The organism is Streptomyces sp. SCSIO ZS0520, assembly GCF_025643355.1.
In the GTDB taxonomy this organism is placed as follows: Bacteria; Actinomycetota; Actinomycetes; order Streptomycetales; family Streptomycetaceae; genus Streptomyces; species Streptomyces physcomitrii.
Map to the genome: position 1 here is coordinate 5,022,865 of NZ_CP092644.1, position 24,079 is coordinate 5,046,943.

Below are 24,079 nucleotides of genomic sequence, written 5' to 3' on the forward strand. Positions count from 1 at the left end.
ACCTTCCACCCGACTCGAAGCTCAAGCCGCCAGCCGCCAGCCGCCAGCCACGGCGACGAGGGCCGGCCCCGGACCTCGCCGGCGACCAGCCCTCGTACTCCTCTTAGCTCTCGTAGCCCTGCCGCCCGCTGTCTTCTGCAAGCTGCTGGCGGACCTGTACGGGCCCGGCTCAGCGGTAGTTCACGAACTGGAGGGCGAAGTCGAAGTCCTTGCCCTTCAGGAGGGAGATGATGGTCTGGAGATCGTCCCGGCTCTTCGAGCTGACCCGCAGTTCCTCGCCCTGCACCTGCGCCTTGACGCCCTTGGGGCCCTCGTCGCGGATGATCTTCGCGACCTTCTTCGCGTTGTCCTGGGAGATGCCCTCCTCGATGGAGGCGAAGATCTTGTACTCCTTGCCGGACAGCTGCGGCTCGCCCGCGTCCAGCGCCTTCAGCGAGATACCGCGCTTGACCAGCTTGGACTGGAAGACGTCGAGGATGGCGTTGACCCGGTCCTCCGAGTTGGCCTCCATCAGGATCTTCTCGCCGGACCAGGCGATCGAGGCGCCCACGTTCTTGAAGTCGTAGCGCTGCGAGATCTCCTTGGCGGCCTGGTTGAGGGCGTTGTCGACCTCCTGCCGCTCGACCTTCGAGACGATGTCGAAACTGGAGTCGGCCATGTCCTGTGGCTCCTTAGCGTGTGTCGGGGCGGCCATCGAGCTGCGCCGCATCCGCAAAGCCTAGAGGAGCGAGTCCGGCGACCCGGCGCCCCATTCCGTACGCCGCCGAGTCCCGCGCGCACTGATCAACCGGGTGGCGAAGCACCCCTGGGGATCAGGTATCGTTTACGTCGTTGCCACGGAGCAGCGCCGAAGGCGCGGCACTCCAGGCGGCAAACCCGGCGGTGTGCCCGAGCGGCCAAAGGGAGCAGACTGTAAATCTGCCGGCTCAGCCTTCCCAGGTTCGAATCCTGGCGCCGCCACACGGGATGAAAGCCCCCGTGATCTCGCTGAACACGAGATCACGGGGGCTTTCTCGTATGAGGCACCGGCGCGTGGACAGGGCGCGTGGACGGGGTTTCCGCCCCGTCAGCCGCAGAGAAGAGCCGGGCACCACCCTGCTCGGCAGGGCAGACGAGCCTTGTCTGCCCTGCCCGACCTGTGTGAGCTTCCCTGCCAGTCTTCAGTCCAACACGACGAGGGTCTCCCGCTGTACCGGGGCGGTGGTCACCCGGGGAGCCTCGACCTCCGTGAGCCAGATGCCCGGAGGCGCCGTGAACACGCCGTGGTAGCCGCCCTCGCCATCGGGTAGCAGACGGCGTCGTTCGAGCACCTCCCCCGTGACGGGCGATACCAGACGGCCTTCCAGGAGCAGACCGGTCTCCTCCGAGACGGCCTTCACCTCCACGGGTTCGCCTGCGCCGACGGCCTCCGGCACATCAATGCCGAAGCCGACGCCCAGCGTCTGGTAGGGACGGTGTTCCAACGCGTCGTAGCGGTCCTTCAGCTGCCGGTGGAGCAGGGCGTCGTTGGGCAGGGCCGTGTGCCCGAGCCTGAACCAGTCGACGCGCGCACCGCTCTCCCACTCCGGAGGGGTCGCCGACACACAGGCGACGGTGCCGTCGCCCAGCCAGCGGCCGTCCTTCTCGAAGCGGTCGGCGTACGTGATCGCGCCCGCCGACACACTCAGTCGGACCGCTGTCGGCTCGCCGCGCCCGCCGACCGGGAAGAGTTCGTACGGCTCGCTCCTGCCGGCCGCCCGGTCCGATTCGGCGTTCTTGCGGATGTGCTCGTCCAGTTCCCTGCGAAAGGCGAATCCGTCCCGCACCATCGCGGAGTCCAGATCGGGTACGGAGACCGAGTCGAGCCGGGTGCCGTCCGGGTGGCCCGACACGCACTGGTACGTGGGCAGGAGCTGGTGCACCGACGGCATGCTGCGCGCGGCCGTGATCAGCCGAGTACGCAGCCGTTCGGGCACTCGCAGGAGCTTCCCCCGCGGAAAGGTTCCGGTCAGTGCCTGCACTGCCTTGACCGCGCCGGAATAGGGGGTGCCCAGAGTCACGACCGACCGGGCGATCTCTCGGCCGCCCAGCACCTCCAGGTAGTACCGCGTGACCAGTCCGCCCATGGAGTGGCAGACGAAGACGACCTTCGGTTCCGCGGGATCACCGGCCGCAGCGCACTGCTCTCGCCAGCGCCCCAGTTCGCGCTCCACGAACACCTGGAGCCGCCGGGCGGAGTTCCGGTTCGACAGCCGCCAGTCGTAGGGGAAGACGGCCACCCGGCCCTCGATCAGTCCGTCCAGATGACCGGCGAGCTTCTTGTAGGCGATGTGCGGCATCAGCCCCGGCCAGATGCGTGGTTCCCGCAGCAGACCACTCGGCGTCAAGCCGTGGGGGCCCTGCGGCGTCTCGTCCGCCATGCCGGGCGGCAGCGTCAATTGCTCGAAGTAGCGTTCCATGCCGAGCAGTACGCGTCCGGCCACGCCGAGGGACAGGTTCCACACGTCCCTCCCCTCCTCGTCGCGCAGCACGCTGCCCAGCACACCCGGAACGAAGACCACCAGGTCGTGTGCCATGTCCACTCTCCTCATCCCACCGAACCGCCGGTACCGGGCTTCAACCGCGACGCTCGTCCACCCGCAGCAGATCCATCCGCTCCAGACCGACCGCCGCGATCAGCAGCCCGGCCTCATCGGGTGCGGCCAGCACCCCGTACACCTCGTAACCCCGATCGGCGATGGGCCGGTCCTTGGGAGGTCTGTCGACGAGCCACTCGTGGACCACCCGCGAGCGGCAGGCCGCGTGGACGACGAGCCGCCCTGATGCCGTCGCGCAGAAGGCCAGGGAATGGACGTCGGTCACGGTCTGGGAGAGCGGATGCAGAACCCGTTGACCACGTGCGTCCACCGGTTCGTCCAGGGAGCCGGTGAAGACGCCGGCAGACGTCGCGACGGCGACGCGGCGGCCCCCGTCGGCGTCATGGGTTCCGGCCACCGTGCGCGCGGGTCCACCGCCGGGCAACCGGAAGCGGAGCGGCGTCCCGGGCTCGGCGTTCTCCCACGCCCACAGCGAGTCCCCGGCGGTGGCGATCAGAAAGGGCGCCGCACCCGGCGCCCCCGCGGCCCCTTCGACGACCGCCAGGTGCTCGACCATTCCGGTCGTCACATGACACGCCTCAAGCGGCTCTCCCGTGGCGACGTCCCAGCGGCGAATGTAGCGGTCGTCCGCGGCGAAGACGCGTACGGCGTCCCCGCCGGTGGCCAGCGCCACCTCCCCCACGGTGCCGTCGTGGTGCGCGTCCAGGCGCAGGGCCGTTCCCGCTCCGTCCGGCAGCTTCCTGACGCGCAGTCCCGGTCCGCGGGAGGCGTGCCTTCCGCCCACGACGAGCCAGTTGCTCCCATCCGGCGCGGTCCGCAGATCCACCGAGGAGATACGCGCGAGGCCTGTCTCGTCGCACAGATGGCAGCCCGTCAAGTCCCATACCCGGGCGGTACCTCCCGCGGCCAGCACGATCGCCCCCCGCCCCGAGGCCGCGACGGTCATCGCGCCGACGTGTTCACTGGCAGGGCTGGGCAGTCCGCGCCGCGGCCCGGCGGTTCCGGAGCCTCGCGTGGCGGGCAGGTGCTCCCACACCCTGATCCGTGTGCCGTCCGCCACCACCACGGTTCCCTTGTCGTCGCGCAGGAACGCCACCGACGTGGGCCGGGACCGGTGCCCCGCCAAAGTCGGCAGCTCGACGCCGTCGCGCACCCGCCACAGGCGCACGGTCCCACCGTCGACGGCCGCCACCAGCAGTTCCCCGTCGCGCCGCCCGAGCGCGACAGACGATCCCGACGGGCTGCGAAGCCTGGCCGCGTGGACTCTCTCCGCGCGGGGGCGCGGCCCGCCGTCGACGCGCCACACCTGCAGCTGCGGGTGTGCGGAGCTGGTGATCGCGATGTGCAGTTCCCCGTCCGCGGTCGTGGCCGCGAGCGCCTCGGCGCGGCCACCGCCCACCCCGAAGGAAAGTACGCGTTCACCGGCGGGCGCGCTCCACAGGACGGCCCCTGAGTCGCCCACCCCGACGACGTGCAGCGCGCGGTCCAGCTCGGCGACGGCCACGCCGTACGCCCGACCGCGGTGCGGCCACTCCCAGAACCCGCGGTGCCACGCGCGGCCGTCCTGGTACTCCCACACGCTGACGACCCTGTCGCTCGCCGCCGCCACGATCTCCAGCTGGCGCCGGCCGCCGACCGCGACGTCTCCTATCCTCGCTCCCCAGCCGAATTCCTGGGGGATGCCGTCCTTGTCGTCCGGCCAGATCAGGACTCGTTCGGCGTCGGCGGCCACGGCGGAAACCGACAGCCTCCGGTCGGCCACGGCGAGGGAGTGCAGCCGGTTCGGGCCGAGCTTGCCCTGGGGCGCGAGATGGTGGCGCAGAAGTTCGGGTCTTCCGCTCAGCAAGGGCCAGTGCCAGAGCTGTTCGCCGGCGGCGAGCAGCTCTCCGTCACCGGCGGGACCGATCGCGACCGCCTGCACGTCGCCGTAGGGGACGCGCAGCGTGCGGCTCGGTGCCGACCGTTCCGCCGTGGTCCATCTGTCCTCCCAGGGCAGTGAGCCGGCCGCGCGCGCCCAGGCGCGCAGATCCGGCCGCTGGCTGAGCGCCGTGGCCTGCAACAGCGCGGCCCGCTCGGCCGGGCTCTTGCCGGTGAGTTCCTCGGCGACTCCCCGGTACAGGGTCGCCTCGGCCAAGGATTCCTCGCGGAGCCGGTCCAGCAGTACGGTCAACCGTTCCGGGTCGGCGTTGACGAGGAACTCGCCGTCCCTGACCAGATCACCCAGCCGCCCGGCGGCCGCGGCATGGGCGGTGGCGTAGCGCGCGATGTACGGGTTGGTGCTGCCCCGACCCCGGTGACGGGTGCGGTGGATGCGCAGGAGGACGTCCGTCATCACACCGTGCAGTTCGCGGTCCGCGGTGGCGGCGCCCTCCACCAGGTGCTCGGCCATGGCCTCGTGGGCGAGCCGGTAGACCGGTTGGCCGGCCTCTCCGTAGACCACGATGTGCGCACCGGCCACCCTCAGCACAGCGCGAAGGTCATCGGGCGTGTACCGGATGTCCGGACCGTACCGGTCGGCGAGTTCCCGCGCTGCGGCGAGCCAGATGCCCTCGTCCTGTGGCAGTCCTGCGCCGTACGACAGGGCGAGCGGCAGCAGCAGCCCGCGCGCCCAGCCCGGTCTCACCGCCACCGCTGTCCCTGACGCCTTCTCGGCCACGCGGTCCAGTTCATCGACTTCCTGGTCCAGGGCTTCCTCGAGCTCTGAGACGAGGATGCGTCGGAACGCCTCGTCGGTGGGCCGTAGGGCATGCTCCAGCCGGGCGAGCGCCGAGCAGTGGAGCCGTGCCACGAGGAAGACGCCCTGGCTCTTCTCCACCAACGCGCGGGTGACAGCCTCGCGCAGTCCGTCGTCGTCGCGGTAGGGACACCCGGGTGCCTTGAGCCGCTCCGTCACATACGCGGCGATGTCACCGTCCTTGTCGGGATCGTCGTCGAGATCGAGTCGGACCGAGCCGTCGAGCATCAGCAGACTGTCGTCGATCGTGGGCCGGGTGCTGACCAGGATCCGTACGGTCGGTTCCTGGGCCAGGGGACGCAGCACATCGGCTATCACGGCGTCGAGGTGGGCGGGATCCGTCTCGTCCAGTCCGTCGACCAGAAATGTCGCCTCCCCGCGGTCTCGGCAGGCGTCGATCAGGCTTCGGACCACCTCGGGAGCGTCCTTCCAGCCGGCGGCGGGTTCCTCGATCTCCATCCCCGCCGCCAGCTCTCGGGCACACTCCAGCGCACTGCGGCCGCGGCATTGGATCCCCGCGGAGAGCGCCCCCGCCAGCCGACCGCGCCGCGCGGGGGTCAACTTGTTGAACTGAGGGCTGCTCGGGATCGTCATCAGCGCGGCCTGCCCCAGCACCGCCGACTTTCCGCTGCCGGGGGCTCCGGTCACGACCATGACGCCGCTGTTGTCGGGCGCGTCGAGCCAGCTGACGATGCGCGCCAGTGAGCGGCGCCGGCCGACGAAGGAAGCGCCTTCCTCTTCCAGGCGGAGACCGGTGAACCTGCTCTTCAGGAGTTGCTGGATCTGCTCGCCGAGGAGTGCCTGCCGACCGGCGGGCGCGGCGGCTGACGTGGGGCGGGCGAAGGGGTCGTAGTAGGGGTTGACGAAGAAGCTCTCCAGACGTCCGCCGCCGTAGAGCTGCGGTTCGACGACGCTGGTCGAGCGGAGCTCCTGATGCACGGCGCCCAGCAGCGATGCGGCGCTCAGAGCACTGGCGTACGGGCTCCACAGCCTGTTGCTCCGGAAGACGACGTCACGGTCCGCGCAGATCTGGGTCAACGCCGCCAGCCAGACGCCGACCTGCGCCAGGTCATCGCCGCCGACGGTACCGAGGCATCCGATGCTGCGCCCGGGACCGACCGGACCGTCGGGGCCTTCAGGCGCTCCGGTGTAGTGGTCCTCCTGGTCCAGACATCTCTGGTGTGCCTGATGGGCGAGGTGCATGGCATGGCAGGTGTCGATGATCAGCAGCACGTCACCGGTGAGACCGGTGAGGAACAGCCCGAGCTCATCGGCGTGGAACAGCCCCTTGCGGCCCCCGAGCCGGTAGTCACGGCAGGGCAGTACGACCGAGTTGCTGCCGACCTTGACTCCGTGTCCGACCCAGTAGATGAGCTTGCGTCCGGCGCTGGACGCCTCGATCAGCTGCAGACCGTCGTCGATCTGCTGCCTGGTGCCCGAGAGCACCGGCGCGTCGGCGCGGAAGCCCAGGCGGCGCGCCACTTCACGGAACTGCTCCGCACACCTGCGGGCAGGAGTCAGCTGTGCCCCGGCCTCATGGTCGTACTGATCGACGCACACGACGAAGGCCTCGCCGTGCTCCCCCGCGACACGCACAAGTGCCTCCCTTGGCCCTGTGTAGCTCAAAGATGCTGCCGTCACGTCCGGGCGGGTACAACTGTCCTACAGAATGGGCTACTTGACGGGGAGAGGGACGGATCTTGTCGGACCGCGATCACTTCCGGATCGGACCGTTGCGGACGGTCTGCCATGTCTTCGAGGGTGATGGAACACGCCCTGTCGACGAGAAGAACCTCAAGATCTACTTCGACGCCGACGAGCCGGTGTTCGTGCCGGAGGATGTACGGCGCTGGCGCCAGGAGATCGAGGACGACCAGCGGACACGGGCCGTTCAGGGCGCCGACCGACGCTGGAACCACCCGAAGTTCGCTGTCGAGACGGTGGCAGTGACCCGCACTGACGATCGCGAGGACCCGATCGTCGAGATCCGCTTCTCGCCCACCGACTACTTCACCTTCCTCGCCTCGCAGCAACTCGACCGCCGCTTGGAGGAGGGCGAGGGCGCCGGGCTGACGCTGCGCGAGCACTACCTGGCCGGCAAGGACCCCGTCACTGTCAACGGCTTCCTGTCCAGCAGCTTCGGCGCGAACGTGGCTGTGGTGACGGGCAAGGACAACCGCATGCTGTTCTCCCGCCGCAGCGCCACGGTCGGCGGTAACGCCGGACGCTGGAACTCCTCGGTGAACGAGGGCCTTTCCAGGGTTCACGACCTCAAAGACGGCGTGCCCGATCTCTTCGGTGCGGCTCACCGGGCGCTGCGCGAGGAATTGGCTGTCCACGCGAGCGACGAGTGCGAGATGGAGCTGCTCTCCTTCGCCATGGACACCGGCCGTCACCAGTGGGCGGCCTTCTTCCTGGCCGTACTCCCCGGCCTGAGCGAGGACGAGCTGCGTGAACGCTGGAGCCGCGGCATCGACGACAAGTGGGAGCACAGCGAATTCCGCTTCGTGCCTGCCGAGCCCCATGCCGTACTGGACTTCCTGCTGGATCCACAGCGCAGGGACGAGTGGACCCCCTGCGGGCCCGCCCTCTTCTACCACGCCATGGTTCGCATGATGACCGTGCGTCTCGGCGACGCCGGCGAGGGACGTCTCGCCGTGGAACGAGCCATCGAGCCGGCCGTACGGAGGGCTCAGGAGGGCTGCTGACAGCCCCGGAGCAGACCCTGCGGCGGCAGGAGGACCGCCCATGCGGCCCGGGCGCGGCCCGAACCGTGGCTGGGCAGGAGCTATGCGGCTCTCCCCGGTCTCGGTTCGGGTCTCATCCCTTCCCGTTCAGCGATATCCAGATCCCCGCCATCCCCCGCTCTGCGGCAAGCCGGACGCCATTCTGCTGTTCCCTCGCGGGGGACGTCCCGGAGCCCCGAGTGGCCGCGGGACGGTGGATTGTCAGTGGGTGGCGGCACACTGGGGGGATGTCGTCGCGTCGCAGGAACTGTCCCGAGTGCCGCCGCGAGATCGCTGTCGTCGCGGGGCGCTTCGCCCGTCATGATCCGGCCGGTCCGCGGGAGGGCGGTGAGCTGGTCTCGTGTCCGGGCTCCTTGCTGCGGGCCCCGTTGGAGAAGGAGATACAGCCGGGGCTCGCGGGCTTCGTGCTGCCCGAACTGCCGGGGCAGCTCGCTCTGTTCTGACCGCGCCACCGCCCCACCGCCTGACCGTCTGAGCGGGGTGCTTCCGCAGGCGCTCAGGCCACCGTGATGCCGCCCTGGGACTGTGCCGGGTTCCAGACGCCGTCGCCGCTGCCGGCGAAGGCGGCGGTGTAACCGAGGCGCAGGGTATCGGCGTTGACCGAGACCGGCTCGCTGTCGCAGAGGGCGCGGCCGTCCTTGTCGGCGTAGGCGCTGCACAGGTGGGTGCCGTCCGCGGCGGTGAAGGTGATCTTGGCGCCGAAGAGGGGCGAGCCGTCCTCGCGGGTGACCGTGGCGTTGAGCCCCTGCACCACGTACGGGTAGAGCGTGCTGGTCCTGGCCTGGCCCGCGGTGAGGGAGGGGGTGAGGTCGGCCGGTGCCTTCTCGCGCGGGGCGCAGTGGGCCGGGCCCTCGGCGGTGGGGCCCGGGCGGTCGGTGAAGTGCAGCGGCTTGTCCTGGGCGTCGCGGGCGCAGGGCAGCACGCGCACGTACCGCTCCTGGTGGCAGGAGAAGAAGGAGCGGCTGTTGTTGGGGTTGGTGTAGTCGCCGTCGGGGAGGCCGAGGCAGCGGGGTTCGTTCTGGTCGGCGGCGAGGGAGGCGGGGGCCAGCGGTCCAAAGAGGGCGGCGCCGAGGAGGCCGCAGGCGCAGAGGGCGGTGCGGGCCATGCGCAGGAAGGTGGTTTTCGTCACGAAGCGGGATCTTGCCCGGCCGGCCCGCCCGCCCCGAGGCAACGCGCCGACCGGCGCCGCGCGTCACACCGCAACCGCAACCGCAACCGCAACCGCAACCGCAACCGCAACCGCAACCGCCACCGGCTTCGCGCTCCGCGCCCGCACCGCTGCACCACCGCCCTCCCCAGCCCCGGACGTGTTCTGGGTCATAGCCTTGCTTTCCCGTCAAGCGGAATGTCCTGGGCCGGGAGGCCGTTGGAGGCGGGAGAGACTTCAATGCGTATGCACATACCGACTGGTACTGCGCGCCCCCTTCCGGTACTTCGAGGAGCAATCCGTGACCACTGCGCCCTCCGCCTCCCGCGCGGCCGAGATCCTGTCCCGGCCCCTCGCGCTCAACGGCCTGACCGTCCCGAACCGCATCGCGATGGCGCCGATGACGCGCATGTTCTCGCCCGGCGGAGTGCCCGGGGAGGACGTGCGCTCGTACTACGGGCGCCGTGCCGCCGCGGGTGTCGGGCTGATCGTCACCGAGGGGACGTACGTCGGCCATGAGTCGGCGGGGCAGAGCGACCGGGTGCCGCGCTTCCACGGGGAGGAGCAGCTGGCGGGCTGGGCGAAGGTCGCCGACGAGGTGCACGCGGCGGGCGGCACGATCGTGCCGCAGCTGTGGCACATCGGCATGGTCCGCAAGCAGGGCGAGCCGCCCTTCGCCGAGGCGCCCGCCGTCGGCCCCTCCGGGCTGCGGATCGACGGCACCGAGGGCACCGGCCGGGCGATGACCCGGAGCGATCTGGATGAGGTCGTCGGCGCCTTCGCCCAGGCCGCCGCCGACGCCGAGCGCATCGGCTTCGACGGGGTCGAACTGCACGGCGCCCACGGCTACTTGCTCGACCAGTTCCTGTGGGAGCACACCAACCGCCGTACCGACGCCTACGGTGGCGACCCGGTGGCCCGGGCGAGTTTCGCGGCCGAGATCGCGGCGGCGGTCCGCGAGAAGGTCTCGCCCGAATTCCCGGTGATCTTCCGCTACTCGCAGTGGAAGCAGGAGGCCTACGAGGCGCGGCTCGCCGAGACCCCCGAGGAGTTGGAGGCGATCCTCGCCCCGCTGGCCGCCGCGGGCGTCGACGCCTTCCACGCCTCCACCCGCCGCTACTGGATCCCGGAGTTCGACGGTTCGGACCTCAACCTGGCGGGCTGGACGAAGAAGTTGACCGGCAAGCCCACGATCACCGTCGGCTCGGTCGGGCTCGACGGGGACTTCATCGGCGCCTTCCAGGGCGAGGGCTCCTCGGTCAAGGGCATCGACGACCTCCTGGACCGCCTGGAGCGCGAGGAGTTCGACATGGTCGCCGTCGGGCGCGCGCTGCTCCAGGACCCGGAGTGGGCGGCGAAGGTCCTCGGCGACCGGTTCGGCGACCTGAAGCCGTACGACGCGGCTTCGCTCAAGTCCCTCAGCTAGAGCGCGAGTTCGCGTCCGGCTGCGCCTGTCGACCGCAGCCGCCGGTCTCGGCGGCGAGGGGACGGGCGCGCACAGACGGGCGGTGGCCGGAACGTCTCAGCCGTTCCGGCCACCGCCGCGTTCATGCTCCAACCGGCCAACCGGCCAACCGGCCAACCGGCCAACCGGCCAACCGGCCAACCGGCCAACCGGCCAACCGGCCAACCGGCCAACCGGCCAACCGGCCAACCGGCCAACCGGCCAACCGTGCCGCCGGATCAGTCGGCCAACCGGCCTGACTCGCCCGTGAAGCCAACCGGTCGCCGGCCCAACTCCCTTGCTGGGCCGACCGATGGGGCTCAGCCCAGGCGGCTCAGCTCTCCCCGCCCGCCTCCGCCGCGGACCGTACCGCCCCGCTCACCGAGTCCTCGCCGGTGATGAGTTCGAGGGTCAGACCCGCCGTCGCGGGGGTGGCGAGGAGTTCGGCGAGGACGGCGGCGACGTCGTCGCGGGGGATCGGGCCGCGGCCGGTGGAGGCGGCCAGGGTGACCTGGCCGGTGCCGGCGTCGTCGGTGAGCAGGCCGGGCCGCAGGATGGTCCAGTCGAGGTCGGGCTGGGCCTGGACGTAGGCGTCGGCCTCGCCCTTCGCCCGCAGGTAGACGTCGAAGACCTCCTCGCCCTGGTGCCCGGGGTCGGCCCGCATCGCGGAGACGACGAGGTGGCGCCGGACCCCGGCCCGTACCGCCGCGTCGGCGAAGAGGACCGCCGCGGCGCGGTCCACGGTGTCCTTGCGGGACGCCCCGCTGCCGGGGCCCGCGCCCGCGGCGAAGACAGCGGCGTCCGCGCCCCGCAGATGGGCGGCGACCTCGTCGAGCGTGGCCGACTCCAGGTCGCAGACGACCGGTTCGGCGCCCGCTTCCCGCAGATCGTCCGCCTGCTCGGGCTTGCGGATGAGCCCCGCAGCCTCGTCACCGCGCGCGGCGAGCAGACGCTCCAGCCGCAACGCGATCTGACCATGACCTCCGGCGATGACAATGCGCATGCCCCGACCGTACGCCGTGGACCTCCGCTTCGCCGTCCGGTCGACCGCGGCCCCGCACCTGTCGGTCACGCCTCTCCACACCTGTCGGCGGCCCGCGCCTCCCCGCGCCGGTCGGCCGGGCCTCCTCCGCGCCCGGTCCCTCCCCGTTCCGGCGCCCCGCTCGGCCCCCTTCTGCCCTGGCGCCCTGCTCTGTCCTCTCCCTGCGCCCCGGCGTCCTGCTCTGTCCTCTCCCTGCGCCCCGGCGTCCTGCTCAGCCCCTCCCCGCCCCGGCGCCCCCCTCAGTCCTCCTCCGCCCCCGCGCCTCGCTCGGGTCCCGCGCCTCGCTCGGGTCCCGCGCCTCGCTCGGGTCCCTCGCTCCCGCGCCTGCCCGGTCCGGGGCCCTGTGCGCGGGAGGACTGGCGGGGCAGTTCCGGGGCCACCGCCACCGCGGAGTCGCAGTACTCGCGTACGGCGCTGGTGCGGGCCACGATCCGGCCGCGGTGGATCACCACCCGGCTGTAGGCCAGGGAGAGCACCCCGGCCAGGCGGCTGCCGCGGACGGCGAGGAGTTCGGCGGGGAAGCCCGCCTCGACGCGTACCTCGGGCAGGCCGAGCAGCTCGCGGGCGGTGGCCGAGACGCTCTCGTAGGCGGCCCCCGGCGGCAGCCCGTACCGGGAGGCCAGGAGGTAGGCGGCCTCCAGCGGGTCGCCGCGGCCCACCGGGTTGGCCGCGTCCCGCAGTGCCCCGCTGCCCGCGGCGAGACGTACGCCCGCGGCCCGCAGCAGCCGCACCGGCGCCACCTCGCGCAGGGCCGCCGTGCCGCAGCCGCCCTGCGGGAGGCAGACCACTCCGACCCCGGCGGCGGCGAGCTGGTCCGCGGTGCGTCCCGCCGCCTCGTGGGGCAGGCGGGCGAGTCCGCCGCAGGGGCCGAGGCTGACCGCGGGCCGCAGCCCGCCCGCCATCGCGGCGAGCCGGGCGAGCCGGGCCGGGTCCGCGCCGTCGGTGTGCAGGTCGGCGGGGCGGCCGTGCTCGGCGGCGAGAGTGAGGACGGTCTCCGCGTGCCCGGCCGGATCCGGGTCCAGGTCCGGGCAGCCGCCCACCACCGAGGCGCCCATGCCCAGGGCGTCCCGCAGCATCGCCCGCCCGTCCGCGCCCGCGCGCCCGGTGAGCACCGAGGGCAGGGCCACGGTGGTCAGTTCGGCGAGCCCGTGCAGCGAGCGCCGGGCCTGGAGCACCGCCTCCAGACCGCCGAGCCCGCGTACGCCGCCGACCCGGACATGGGCGCGGACGCCGGTCGCCCCGTGGCCGAGCTGGAGCAGGGCCGCCTCGGTCGCCCGGCGCTGGATGTCGGTGCGCGCGTAGGAGGGGGGTTCCTCGGGCTCGGCGGTCAGGGCGGTGTCGGCGTGGGCGTGCGGTTCCGCGGGGGCCGGGAGCAGCAGGAAGCCGCTGAGGTCGACCTTGGCGGAGTGGCCGCCGAGGCTGCCCGCCGTGCCGACGGCCTCGATCCGGCCGCCGCTCAGCCGTACGTCCACGGTCCGGCCGTCGGTCAGCCGGGCGCCGCACAGCACGAGCGAGGAGGCCCCGGCCGGTCCGGTTCCGTCGCCGGGGCGCGGTCCGGGGGAGTGGGGCTGCTGCGGCTGGCTGTCGGGCATCGCGCTCCAGGGCTCGTGGGGCGGGGGGGCAGAGGGGGGCGGGAGCCCGCGGCGGGGCCGGGCGCCGGCGGCTGCAAGATCACTCAGCGTGAGCCGAGCCTAGGCCGAGGGCTCTCCGGGGCCGGGGAGGAGCGCAATAGTCGTACCGGCGTGGTGCGGGGGCCGGGGGAGCCCTCGCCGGTGCCGGTCAGGAGGCTCCGGGAGGGCGTGCGACACGAGCGCCGCGGGGGCCTTTTCGGGGGGTGCCGCGGGGGCGGAGTGCCCGCCGGGAGCGCGCTGCTCGGGGGCGGCGGTGACCGGCGGGGCGGCCGGGAAACCAGGGGGCCGGGACGCGGCCGACCGCCCCGAAACGGATTTGGGCGAACGGGCGGCGACCGTGTAATGTCTTCCTCGCTCGCCCCAATAGCTCAGTCGGCAGAGCGTCTCCATGGTAAGGAGAAGGTCAACGGTTCGATTCCGTTTTGGGGCTCTGATGCACGAGAATCTTCGCCTCCGGTGAGGGTTCGCACTGCATCGCAGCGGTGTAGCTCAGTCGGTAGAGCAAGCGGCTCATAATCGCTGTGTCACCGGTTCAAGTCCGGTCACCGCTACTTTCGGTAGCCGATTGTGGGGTCGGTCCTTCGATCGGCTACCCTCACTTGCGTTAATTCAGTCAATCCGTTCGTCCTAGGAGCACTCACGTGGCTGCCACCGACGTCCGCCCGAAGATCACGCTGGCCTGCGTGGAGTGCAAGGAGCGGAACTACATCACCAAGAAGAACCGGCGTAACAACCCGGACCGTCTTGAGATGAAGAAGCACTGCCCGCGTTGCAACGCGCACACCGCGCACCGCGAAACGCGATAAGAACAGGCTCGTACGTGAGGCCGTCCCCGAACCGGGGGGCGGCCTCCCGTCGTTCGGGCACGCCCCGGACGCCCTCCCGGAGCGCGCTCCCACCGCGCCCCGGCCCGCCCGCAACCCCAGGAGGTGCCGAGCCGATGGCGCTCGACCAGTCCTTCGTCGGCCGGACGTATCCGCCCACCGCCCCCTACGAGGTCGGCCGCGAGAAGATCCGCGAGTTCGCGGTGGCCGTGGGCGACCCCAACCCGGCCTACACCGACCGGGAGGCGGCGCGGGCGCTCGGGCACGCCGATGTGATCGCCCCGCCCACCTTCGTCTTCGCGATCACCTACGACGCGGCCCACCGGGTCCTCACCGACCCGGCGCTCGGCCTCGACTACGACCGGGTGGTGCACGGCGACCAGAAGTTCGCCTACGCGCGCCCGGTGCGGGCGGGCGACCTGCTCTCCGTCGTCTCCACCATCGAGGCGGTCAAGTCCCTGGCGGGCAACGACATCGTCGACGTCCGCGGCGAGGTCCGCGACGCCTCCGGCGAACTCGTGGTCACCGCCTGGACCAAGCTCGTCTCCCGCGCGGCCGAGGAGGGCTGAGCACATGACCACGGCAACGAAGATCGCGTACGCGGACGTCGAGACCGGCACCGAACTGCCCGCGCAGACCTTCCCGGTCACCCGGGCCACCCTGGTGCGCTACGCGGGCGCCTCCGGCGACTTCAACCCGATCCACTGGAACGAGCGCTTCGCCCGCGAGGTCGGCCTCCCCGACGTCATCGCGCACGGCATGTTCACCATGGCCGAGGCGATCCGCGTGGTCACCGACTGGGTCGGCGACCCGGGCGCGGTCCTGGAGTACGGCGTCCGCTTCACCAAGCCGGTCATCGTCCCCGACGACGGCGAGGGCGCCGTCATCGAGGTCAGCGGCAAGGTCGCGGCCAAGCTGGCGGACAACACCGTACGGGTCGACCTGACCGCGATGTCCGCGGGCAAGAAGGTCCTCGGCATGGCCCGCGCGGTGGTCCGGCTGGCCTGAGCACATGTGGCGCCGCTCCGTCCCGGGCGGCCCGCACCTCTCGCGGCCGTACGGTCCGCGGCCCGCACGCCGGGCCGCGGACCGTACCCTTGTGCCGTGCAGGAACTCCACGACGCCCCGCTCGCCCCGCTGACCACCTTCCGGCTCGGCGGACCCGCGACCCGCCTGGTCACCGCCACCACCGACGCCGAGGTCATCGAGACCGTCCAGCGCGCCGACGCCGAGGGCACCCCGCTGCTCCTCATCGGCGGCGGCAGCAATCTGGTCATCGGCGACAAGGGCTTCGAGGGCACCGCGCTGCGGATCGCCACCACCGGCTTCGCCCTCGACGGCACCCGGCTCGAACTCGCCGCGGGCGAGGTGTGGACCGAGGCCGTGGCCCGCAGCACCGCCGCCGGGCTCGCCGGGATCGAGTGCCTGGCCGGCATCCCGGGCTCCGCGGGCGCCACCCCGATCCAGAACGTCGGCGCCTACGGCCAGGAGGTCTCCTCCGTCCTCACCGAGGTGCTCGCCTACGACCGCCAAGAGCACCGCACCGTCACCCTCTCCGGCGCCGAGTGCGCCTTCTCGTACCGGCACAGCCGCTTCAAGGCCGAGCCCGACCGGCATGTGGTGCTCCGGGTCCGCTTCGCGCTCGCCGACGAGGGCGGGCTCTCCGCGCCGATCCGGTACGCGGAGACGGCGCGCGCCCTCGGGGTCGCGGCGGGGGAGCGGGCGCCGCTGGAGCAGGTGCGTGAGACGGTGCTGCGGCTGCGCGCGGGCAAGGGCATGGTGCTCGACCCGGACGACCACGACACCTGGTCCGCGGGCTCCTTCTTCACCAACCCGATCCTGGACGAGGCGGGCTTCGCCGCCTTCCGCCGCCGGGTCGCCGACCGCCTCGGCGCGGACACCGAGCCGCCCGCCTACCCGGCGGGCGAGGGCCGCACCAAGACCTCGGCCGCCTGGCTGATCGACAAGGCGGGCTTCACCAAGGGCTACGGCAGCGGGCCCGCCCGGATCTCCGGCAAGCACACCCTCGCCCTCACCAACCGGGGCGCGGCCACCACCGAGGACCTGCTCGCACTCGCCCGCGAGGTGGTCGCGGGCGTACGCGAGGCCTTCGGCATCACCCTGGTCAACGAGCCGGTGACGGTGGGCGTCGAGCTCTGAGGGCGGGGCCCGGCCCGAGGGCGCGGCGGGACCGGCCGGGGCCGTGGCGGGACCGGCCCGAGGCGGCGCCCGACCGACCGGCCCGAGGCCGCGCCCGACCGACCGGCGGATGGCCCGACCGGCCGACCGGACCGGCGGATGGCCCGACCGGCCGACCGGACCGGCGGACGGACCGACCGGCGCCCCGCCCCCGCTCAGCCCGTGAGCCAGGCGTCCACCCCGGCGAGCATCGAGCGCTGCCGCTCCTCGGGTGCCAGTGAACCGCGGATCGACTGCCGTGCCAGCTCGGCGAGTTCGGCGTCGTCGAAGCCGTGGTGGCGCCGGGCGATCTCGTACTGGGCGGCGAGGCGGGAGCCGAAGAGCAGCGGGTCGTCGGCGCCGAGCGCGAGCGGGACCCCGGCCTCGAAGAGGGTGCGCAGCGGGACGTCCTCGGGCTTCTCGTAGACGCCGAGCGCGACATTGGAGGCGGGGCAGACCTCGCAGGTGATCTGCCGGTCGGCGAGCCGCTTCAGCAGCCGGGGGTCCTCCGCCGCGCGCACCCCGTGGCCGATGCGGCCCGCGTGCAGGTCGTCCAGGCAGTCCCGCACCGAGGCGGGCCCGGTCAGCTCGCCGCCGTGCGGGGCCGAGAGCAGCCCGCCCTCCCGGGCGATGGCGAAGGCGCGGTCGAAGTCCCGGGCGAATCCGCGGCGTTCGTCGTTGGAGAGGCCGAAGCCGATCACCCCGCGATCGGCGTAGCGGACCGCGAGCCGGGCCAGGGTGCGGGCGTCCAGCGGGTGCTTCATCCGGTTCGCGGCCACCAGGACGCGGATGCCGAGGCCGGTCTCCTCGGACGCCGAGTCCACCGCGTCGAGGATGATCTCCAGGGCCGGGATGAGCCCGCCGAGCCGGGGCGCGTACGAGGTCGGGTCCACCTGGATCTCCAGCCAGCCGGAGCCGTCCTTGAGATCCTCCTCGGCCGCCTCGCGCACCAGGCGCCGGATGTCCTCGGGCTCGCGCAGGCAGGAGCGGGCCGCGTCGTACAGCCGCTGGAAGCGGAACCAGCCGCGCTCGTCGGTCGCCCGCAGCTTCGGCGGCTCCCCGGAGCGCAGCGCGTCGGGCAGGTGGACGCCGTACTTGTCGGCCAGTTCCAGCAGCGTGGTGTGGCGCATCGACCCGGTGAAGTGCAGATGCAGATGGGCCTTGGGCAGCTCGCTGAGGTCACGGCCGGCCGCCGTACGGGCTGAGGGGTCGCTGAGGTCTCGGGCACGCTCCATCCGGAGATCTTGCCGTACACCGCCGCCGCGCCGGTAGCCGCATCCTCTTTCGGGTGACCGACCGCACGGACGTCCCCGGCGCGGGTCCCCCCTCCACGTCCGTTCCTTGTCCGTTCTTTCGTCCGTATACGACCGCGGGCCGCCTCCCCGGCGGGAGACGGCCCGAGCGCGCACGGGGCGGAGGTCAGTCCTTGGCCTCGCCGAGCAGCTTCTGGATCCGGGAGACGCCCTCGACCAGGTCCTCGTCACCGAGCGCGTACGAGAGCCGCAGGTACCCGGGGGTGCCGAAGGCCTCGCCCGGCACCACGGCGACCTCGACCTCGTCCAGGATCAGCGCGGCCAGCTCCACCGAGGACTGCGGGCGCTTGCCGCGGATCTCCTTGCCGAGCAGGCCCTTGACCGAGGGGTACGCGTAGAAGGCGCCCTCGGGCTCCGGGCAGATCACGCCGTCGATCTCGCCGAGCATCGCCACGATCTTGCGGCGGCGCCGGTCGAAGGCCTCGCGCATCTTCGCGACCGCGTCCAGGTCGCCGGAGACCGCGGCGAGGGCGGCGGCCTGGGCGACGTTGGAGACATTGGAGGTGGCGTGCGACTGGAGGTTGGTCGCGGCCTTGACCACGTCCTTCGGGCCGATGATCCAGCCCACCCGCCAGCCGGTCATCGCATAGGTCTTGGCGACGCCGTTGACGACGATGCACTTGTCGCGCAGCTCCGGCAGGATCGCCGGCAGCGAGGTGAACTTCGCCTCGCCGTAGACGAGGTGCTCGTAGATCTCGTCGGTCAGCACCCACAGTCCGTGCTCGACGGCCCAGCGGCCGACGGCCTCGACCTCGGCCTCCGGGTAGACGGCGCCCGTCGGGTTCGAGGGGGAGACGAAGAGCACGACCTTGGTGCGCTCGGTGCGCGCGGCCTCCAGCTGCTCCACGGAGACGCGGTAGCCGGTGGTCTCGTCCGCGACCACCTCGACCGGGACGCCGCCCGCGAGGCGGATCGACTCGGGGTAGGTGGTCCAGTACGGAGCGGGGACGATGACCTCGTCGCCCGGGTCGAGGATCGCGGCGAAGGCCTCGTAGATCGCCTGCTTGCCGCCGTTGGTGACCAGCACCTGGGAGGCGTCGACCTCGTAGCCGGAGTCGCGGAGCGTCTTCGCGGCGATGGCTGCCTTCAGCTCCGGCAGCCCCCCGGCCGGTGTGTAGCGGTGGTACTTCGGGTTCTTGCAGGCTTCGACGGCGGCTTCGACGACGTAGTCCGGCGTGGAGAAGTCGGGCTCCCCCGCGCCGAAGCCGATGACCGGGCGGCCGGCGGCCTTCAGGGCCTTGGCCTTCGCGTCGACGGCAAGGGTGGCGGACTCGGAGATCGCACCGACGCGGGCGGAGACCCTGCGCTCGGTGGGTGAGGTTGCAGCACTCATGGCGCACATGCTTCCAGACGCGAAACCTCCCCGGCACGCTCGTTTCACCCACCGAACATCCGCGGTCGCCGCTTGGACGGCCCCTTTCTGTTCGACGTCCGCCCGCGGAACACGTACACTCACTCCTCGTTGGCCTTCAGCCGCCGATGATCCACCGCAGTCTCAGCAGAGTCTGTACGGGGGGATCGATGCGGTAGGTTGGGGGAAATCAAAGGGTCGTAGCTCAATTGGTAGAGCACTGGTCTCCAAAACCAGCGGTTGGGGGTTCAAGTCCCTCCGGCCCTGCTACACACTCCGCCAGGATGTGTGCGCAGGTACGTACAGCACAGCCGTGCGGCTCCACCGGGCGCGGCACGGCCACGACCCGGGAATCAGGTGAGGACGAGTGACGGACGCCGTGGGCTCCATCGACAAGCCTGACACCCCGGATGAGGCGGACGACTCGAAGAAGTCGCGCAAGGGCGGCAAGCGTGGCAAGAAGGGCCCGCTGAAGCGCCTCGCCTTGTTCTACCGCCAGATCGTCGCGGAGCTCCGCAAGGTCGTCTGGCCGTCTCGGAACCAGCTGACGACGTACACCACTGTGGTGATCATCTTCGTCGTCATCATGATCGGTCTGGTGACCGTGATTGACTATGGCCTTGACAAGGTCGCGAAGTACGTCTTCGGCTGAGTCAGCCGAGGCGAGAGCGAAGGACGCCGTGCCCGGCGTCCCTTTCGCGCGTTCCACCCCTCTGTATCCAGGAAGAAGCAGCCACAGTGTCTGACCCGAACCTGAACGACGCCGCTGAGTCCCCGGGCGAGAGCTTCGAGTCCGCTGAGGACGAGCGAGCCATCGTCGAGGCCGCGGACCAGGACCAGGCCGAGGCTGCCGACGCCGCTGCCGGTGAGGCCGCCGAAAAGGCTGCCCTGCACGTCGAGGACGAGGCCGAAGCGGTCGCCGAGAGCCCCGAGGACGAGCCCGCCGCCGAAGAGGCCGTGGAGGACGAGGCCGCCGAGGAGGCCGCCGCCGCGGACGCCGCCGAGGTCGAGGACGGGGCCGCCGAGGAGGAGCTGGCCGAGGCCGCCGCCGAGGAGGCCGAGCCGGTCGACCCGGTCGCCGCCCTGCGCGACGAGCTGCGCCTGCTGCCCGGCGAGTGGTACGTCATCCACACCTACGCCGGTTACGAGAACCGCGTGAAGACCAACCTGGAGCAGCGCGCCGTCTCGCTCAACGTCGAGGACTTCATCTTCCAGGCCGAGGTGCCGCAGGAAGAGGTCGCCCAGATCAAGAACGGCGAGCGCAAGACGATCCGCCAGAACAAGCTCCCCGGCTATGTGCTCGTCCGCATGGACCTGACCAACGAGTCCTGGGGCGTCGTCCGCAACACCCCCGGCGTCACCGGCTTCGTGGGCAACGCCTACGACCCGTACCCGCTGACCCTGGACGAGATCGTCAAGATGCTCGCCCCCGAGGCCGAGGAGAAGGCGGCCCGCGAGGCGGCCGAGGCCGAGGGCAAGCCGGCGCCGCAGCGCAAGGTCGAGGTCCAGGTCCTGGACTTCGAGGTCGGCGACTCGGTCACCGTCACCGACGGCCCCTTCGCCACCCTCCAGGCCACGATCAACGAGATCAACCCGGACTCGAAGAAGGTCAAGGGCCTCGTGGAGATCTTCGGCCGCGAGACCCCGGTCGAGCTGAGCTTCGACCAGATCCAGAAGAACTGACCGTCTTTCTTTCTTCCTCAAGAGCCCTCGACCAGCGGATTTCCGTTCGGTCGGGGGCTCTTTCGGGTGAGCTGTGAGGTGGGGCACAACCATCCGCGGGCGACGGCCGTCCAACCAGGTGACCGAAACGCGTGAACGGTGGCCTTTGTTCGGACATGCAGAGGTTTACGGGGATTGATTCCCCTGTGCCGTCCCCGTGTTCCGGTGACCAGACACCCGCAGAGCTAGGGGGAAATCCCATGCGTGCTCGTAAGACCGTCCTCGCCGCGATCGCCTGCGCCGCCGTCCTCGTACCGGCCTCGTCCGCCTTCGCGGGCACCGGCCCGGCGCCCGCGCCCGACAAGCAGCGCAGCGCGAAGTCCACCGCACCCTCGGCCGCGGGCAATCCGCTGAGCGCCCGCGCGAAGGCGGCCGGGGTCTGTGACGACGCGTACCAGATCGGCACCACCGCGTACATCGACCGCAGCGGGCAGCACGCCGCCTCGGTCAAGCAGTTCTACTCGCCCGACTGCAAGCAGAACTACAGCTACGTCTGGGTCTGGCAGTCCTTCCGGGACAAGGTGAAGGACTACGACGTGAGCACCTCGGTGTACAGCTACAGCGACGAGAAGTTCCACGGCAAGCGCTCCTGGGCCGACACCAACCTCCAGGAGTTCTGGTCCAACCCGGCCGAGACCGCGGGCCACTGCACGGCCGCGGTGGCGAGCCTGCGGGCCCCGGGTGAGCCGCTGGCCGGGCAGGCGGCCACCTCCAAGCGCTGCTGAGAGGGCGCTCACCAGCGGTGACGGAGCAGGCCGGACGGTCCTTCGGGGCGGTCCGGCCTGCTCGTTTTGGGGACCTGAGGCGGTACCCGCTATCGTGGGGCGGTATGCCTCCATCCGTATGATCGGCTGAAGGCAGTCTCACTCTCACTAAGGACCCGGAGAGAGCAATGCCTCCCAAGAAGAAGAAGGTCACGGGGCTGATCAAGCTCCAGATCCAGGCCGGCGCCGCGAACCCGGCCCCGCCGGTCGGCCCCGCGCTGGGTCAGCACGGCGTCAACATCATGGAGTTCTGCAAGGCCTACAACGCCGCGACCGAGTCGCAGCGCGGCTGGGTCATCCCGGTGGAGATCACGGTCTACGAGGACCGCTCCTTCACCTTCATCACCAAGACCCCGCCGGCCGCGAAGATGATCCTCAAGGCCGCGGGCGTGGAGAAGGGCTCCGGCGAGCCGCACAAGACCAAGGTCGCCAAGATCACCGAGGCGCAGGTCCGCGAGATCGCCACCACCAAGATGCCCGACCTCAACGCCAACGACCTCGACGCCGCGTCGAAGATCATCGCCGGTACGGCCCGTTCCATGGGCGTCACCGTCGAGGGCTGATCCACCCCGTAGCACCTGTGGCAGGGCCGGGCGCGGCCCGCACCACAACTCCATCTCCCGCCGGATCGGGCACTCGGTCCGGTGCACAACCTCAGGAGCAGAAGTGAAGCGCAGCAAGACTCTCCGCGCTGCGGACGCGAAGATCGACCGGGACAAGCTCTACGCCCCGCTCGAGGCCGTCCGTCTCGCCAAGGAGACCTCCGCGACCAAGTTCGACGCCACCGTCGAGGTGGCCTTCCGTCTGGGTGTCGACCCGCGCAAGGCCGACCAGATGGTCCGCGGCACCGTGAACCTCCCGCACGGCACCGGTAAGACCGCCCGGGTCCTGGTCTTCGCGACCGGCGACCGTGCCGAGGCCGCGCGTGCCGCGGGCGCCGACATCGTCGGCGCCGACGAGCTGATCGACGAGGTCTCCAAGGGCCGCCTGGACTTCGACGCCGTCGTCGCCACCCCGGACCTCATGGGCAAGGTCGGCCGCCTCGGCCGCGTGCTCGGTCCGCGTGGTCTGATGCCGAACCCGAAGACCGGCACCGTGACGCCCGACGTCACCAAGGCCGTGAACGACATCAAGGGCGGCAAGATCGAGTTCCGTGTCGACAAGCACGCGAACCTGCACTTCATCATCGGCAAGGCGTCCTTCGACGACGACAAGCTGGTGGAGAACTACGGCGCGGCCCTGGAGGAAGTCCTCCGTCTGAAGCCGTCCGCCGCCAAGGGCCGGTACATCAAGAAGGCCGCCGTCACCACCACCATGGGCCCGGGCATCCCGCTCGACCCGAACCGCACCCGCAACCTCCTCACCGAGGAGGACCCGGCCGCCGTCTGAGCCCTCCGCTCACCGGCAGCCGCCTCGCGCGCGCCCTGACCACGGGCCCCGTACCTGCTTCAGGTGCGGGGCCCGTTGGCGTGTTCGGGGCGGGGTGGGGCGTCCGCGGATATGACCCTTGTGCAACCGAGTTGTGAGAAACATGTGCGCACGAAGGAGTTCAGTTCGGGTAATGTCCCGCTCTGAAGTGCTGCTTTGACGTTTCTTTGCGGTCTCTTCGAATCCTTCGTTCACCTGAGGCAGACGGGCCGCCGCACCGTGCGGGCCGTCTGTTTCCGGTCATGTGTGTCAGGGGTGGGGACGTGGCTTCAGCCATGCGAGCGGTACGGAAGAAGGCGGGGGTCGCTCTGGTGGCGGCCGCGCTGGTGTGCGGGGCGGCGGCGTGTTCGTCGTCCTCGGAGGGCGGGGACAAGGCCGGGGGCGGCGAGCAGCGGGCCGAGCAGACGCCCGCGATGCGGCCCGCGGCGGCGGTGCGCAAGGCCGCCGAGCGCAGCGAGAGGCTGACCTCCTTCCACTACCGGGCCAAGGGCACCGTCCCCGGCCAGGGCAAGGTCGAGGCCGAGGCCGGGATGAGCATCGAACCGCTCGCGATGAGCCTCAAGTCCACCGTCACGGGCGGCGCGGACGCGGGGGAGGCCGAGATCCGCCTGGTCGACGAGGTCCTCTACATCGGCATGGGCAAGCCGCAGCCCGAGATGGACGGCAAGTCCTGGATGAAGTTCGGCGGCAAGGGGCTCGGCGGCGCCAAGGGCCCGCGCGGCGGCGGCCTCAGCTCGCAGGCCCAGAAGAACCCGGCCGCGGAGTCGACCTTCCTCACCGGCTCGAAGAACGTGAAGCTGGTCGGCACCGAGACCGTCGAGGGCGTGCGCACCCGCCACTACCGGGGCACTGTCTCCCTGGACGAGCTGCGGGCCTCGCTCACCGGCGCGGACGGCAAGCGGCGCGAGCAGCGCGAGCAGCGCGAGAAGAGCCTTGAGCAGTACGAGGAGCTCGGCATCGGCACGCTCGACATGGACCTGTGGATCGACGGCGACGACCGCACCAAGCAGTTCCGGATGCGCGGCAAGGCCGAGGAGGGTCCGATGGACATGACGCTGACCTTCCTCGATTTCAACAAGCCCGTCGAGGTGAAGGCGCCGCCCGCCGCCGAGGTCTTCGACTTCGCCAAGGAGATGGCGGCGCTGGCCGAGGAGTGACCCTCATCGGCTGAACTGCCA

At 71.3% G+C, this 24,079-nt stretch carries 21 protein-coding genes and 4 tRNA genes; 17 read left to right on the forward strand and 8 right to left on the reverse strand.

Annotated features, from left to right (window positions below; translation table 11 throughout):
* Positions 1-169: 169 nt before the first annotated feature.
* Positions 170-658, reverse strand: a complete 489-nt coding sequence (locus tag MID12_RS19865; protein WP_040252613.1) for a YajQ family cyclic di-GMP-binding protein — start codon at positions 656-658, stop codon at positions 170-172.
* Between the two features lie 220 nt (positions 659-878).
* On the opposite strand from MID12_RS19865, the gene MID12_RS19870 reads away from it, so the two are divergent.
* Positions 879-960 (forward strand) — tRNA-Tyr (locus MID12_RS19870).
* Between the two features lie 200 nt (positions 961-1,160).
* Here MID12_RS19870 and MID12_RS19875 read toward each other — a convergent pair.
* Entirely contained in the window at positions 1,161-2,555 is a 1,395-nt protein-coding gene (locus MID12_RS19875; RefSeq protein ID WP_263169365.1) for an esterase/lipase family protein, read from the reverse strand.
* 40 nt (positions 2,556-2,595) lie between these two features.
* Positions 2,596-6,906, reverse strand: a complete 4,311-nt coding sequence (locus tag MID12_RS19880) for an AAA family ATPase (RefSeq protein ID WP_263169367.1) — start codon at positions 6,904-6,906, stop codon at positions 2,596-2,598.
* A 104-nt stretch (positions 6,907-7,010) separates the two neighbouring features.
* Here MID12_RS19880 and MID12_RS19885 point away from each other — a divergent pair, with 104 nt between their 5' ends.
* Complete coding sequence (locus MID12_RS19885) at positions 7,011-8,018, forward strand: translation initiation factor 2 (protein WP_107071360.1); 1,008 nt, start codon at positions 7,011-7,013, stop codon at positions 8,016-8,018.
* Positions 8,019-8,284: 266 nt separating this feature from the next.
* Positions 8,285-8,500, forward strand: a complete 216-nt coding sequence (locus MID12_RS19890; protein WP_078845471.1) for a hypothetical protein — start codon at positions 8,285-8,287, stop codon at positions 8,498-8,500.
* 53 nt (positions 8,501-8,553) lie between these two features.
* Here MID12_RS19890 and MID12_RS19895 read toward each other — a convergent pair whose 3' ends face one another.
* Entirely contained in the window at positions 8,554-9,186 is a 633-nt protein-coding gene (locus MID12_RS19895; RefSeq protein WP_145945162.1) for a hypothetical protein, read from the reverse strand.
* A 319-nt stretch (positions 9,187-9,505) separates the two neighbouring features.
* Between MID12_RS19895 and MID12_RS19900 the strand changes: the two genes are divergently transcribed.
* Positions 9,506-10,630: an NADH:flavin oxidoreductase gene (locus MID12_RS19900; RefSeq protein WP_263169370.1), complete on the forward strand. Its 1,125-nt coding sequence runs from the start codon at positions 9,506-9,508 to the stop codon at positions 10,628-10,630.
* Between the two features lie 352 nt (positions 10,631-10,982).
* Here the strand turns inward: MID12_RS19900 and MID12_RS19905 are convergent, their stop codons facing one another.
* Both MID12_RS19905 and MID12_RS19910 read right to left on the reverse strand, forming a co-directional pair.
* A complete protein-coding gene (locus MID12_RS19905) occupies positions 10,983-11,651 on the reverse strand; it encodes an NAD(P)H-binding protein (RefSeq protein ID WP_263169372.1) in 669 nt (222 codons plus the stop codon).
* A 278-nt stretch (positions 11,652-11,929) separates the two neighbouring features.
* Positions 11,930-13,282 carry an amidohydrolase family protein gene (locus tag MID12_RS19910; RefSeq protein ID WP_263169377.1) on the reverse strand — a complete coding sequence of 451 codons (1,353 nt, stop codon included), beginning with the start codon at positions 13,280-13,282 and terminating at the stop codon, positions 11,930-11,932.
* A gap of 396 nt (positions 13,283-13,678) precedes the next feature.
* Here MID12_RS19910 and MID12_RS19915 point away from each other — a divergent pair.
* The 6 genes from MID12_RS19915 (at position 13,679) to MID12_RS19940 (ending at position 16,305) form a co-directional block, all read left to right on the forward strand.
* Positions 13,679-13,751 (forward strand) — tRNA-Thr (locus tag MID12_RS19915).
* 48 nt (positions 13,752-13,799) lie between these two features.
* Positions 13,800-13,872 (forward strand) — tRNA-Met (locus MID12_RS19920).
* Positions 13,873-13,962: 90 nt separating this feature from the next.
* A complete protein-coding gene (gene rpmG, locus MID12_RS19925; RefSeq protein WP_003948671.1) occupies positions 13,963-14,127 on the forward strand; it encodes a 50S ribosomal protein L33 in 165 nt (54 codons plus the stop codon).
* Positions 14,128-14,261: 134 nt separating this feature from the next.
* The gene (locus MID12_RS19930) at positions 14,262-14,714 is read left to right on the forward strand and encodes a MaoC family dehydratase N-terminal domain-containing protein (RefSeq protein WP_040252621.1); all 453 of its coding nucleotides are present in this window, start codon (positions 14,262-14,264) and stop codon (positions 14,712-14,714) included.
* A 4-nt stretch (positions 14,715-14,718) separates the two neighbouring features.
* Entirely contained in the window at positions 14,719-15,153 is a 435-nt protein-coding gene (locus MID12_RS19935; protein ID WP_040252622.1) for a MaoC family dehydratase, read from the forward strand.
* 96 nt (positions 15,154-15,249) lie between these two features.
* Complete coding sequence (locus MID12_RS19940) at positions 15,250-16,305, forward strand: UDP-N-acetylmuramate dehydrogenase (protein WP_040252623.1); 1,056 nt, start codon at positions 15,250-15,252, stop codon at positions 16,303-16,305.
* A gap of 194 nt (positions 16,306-16,499) precedes the next feature.
* Here the strand turns inward: MID12_RS19940 and MID12_RS19945 are convergent, their stop codons facing one another.
* Entirely contained in the window at positions 16,500-17,558 is a 1,059-nt protein-coding gene (locus tag MID12_RS19945; protein WP_052482478.1) for an adenosine deaminase, read from the reverse strand.
* Positions 17,559-17,742: 184 nt separating this feature from the next.
* Entirely contained in the window at positions 17,743-18,969 is a 1,227-nt protein-coding gene (locus MID12_RS19950; protein WP_040252625.1) for a pyridoxal phosphate-dependent aminotransferase, read from the reverse strand.
* Between the two features lie 212 nt (positions 18,970-19,181).
* Here MID12_RS19950 and MID12_RS19955 point away from each other — a divergent pair.
* From MID12_RS19955 to MID12_RS19985, 7 genes are all read left to right on the forward strand, one after another.
* Positions 19,182-19,254, forward strand: a tRNA-Trp gene (locus MID12_RS19955).
* 100 nt (positions 19,255-19,354) lie between these two features.
* Positions 19,355-19,639: a preprotein translocase subunit SecE gene (gene secE / locus MID12_RS19960; protein ID WP_040252627.1), complete on the forward strand. Its 285-nt coding sequence runs from the start codon at positions 19,355-19,357 to the stop codon at positions 19,637-19,639.
* Between the two features lie 86 nt (positions 19,640-19,725).
* Positions 19,726-20,670 (forward strand): transcription termination/antitermination protein NusG, encoded by a 945-nt coding sequence (gene nusG / locus MID12_RS19965; RefSeq protein ID WP_040252629.1) that lies wholly within the window; start codon positions 19,726-19,728, stop codon positions 20,668-20,670.
* Positions 20,671-20,909: 239 nt separating this feature from the next.
* Positions 20,910-21,434, forward strand: a complete 525-nt coding sequence (locus tag MID12_RS19970) for a hypothetical protein (protein WP_052482479.1) — start codon at positions 20,910-20,912, stop codon at positions 21,432-21,434.
* Between the two features lie 167 nt (positions 21,435-21,601).
* Complete coding sequence (gene rplK, locus MID12_RS19975; RefSeq protein WP_040252631.1) at positions 21,602-22,036, forward strand: 50S ribosomal protein L11; 435 nt, start codon at positions 21,602-21,604, stop codon at positions 22,034-22,036.
* Positions 22,037-22,139: 103 nt separating this feature from the next.
* Positions 22,140-22,862 (forward strand): 50S ribosomal protein L1, encoded by a 723-nt coding sequence (gene rplA / locus MID12_RS19980; protein WP_040252633.1) that lies wholly within the window; start codon positions 22,140-22,142, stop codon positions 22,860-22,862.
* A gap of 314 nt (positions 22,863-23,176) precedes the next feature.
* The gene (locus tag MID12_RS19985) at positions 23,177-24,058 is read left to right on the forward strand and encodes a DUF1396 domain-containing protein (RefSeq protein ID WP_411577073.1); all 882 of its coding nucleotides are present in this window, start codon (positions 23,177-23,179) and stop codon (positions 24,056-24,058) included.
* The last annotated feature ends 21 nt before the right edge of the window (positions 24,059-24,079 follow it).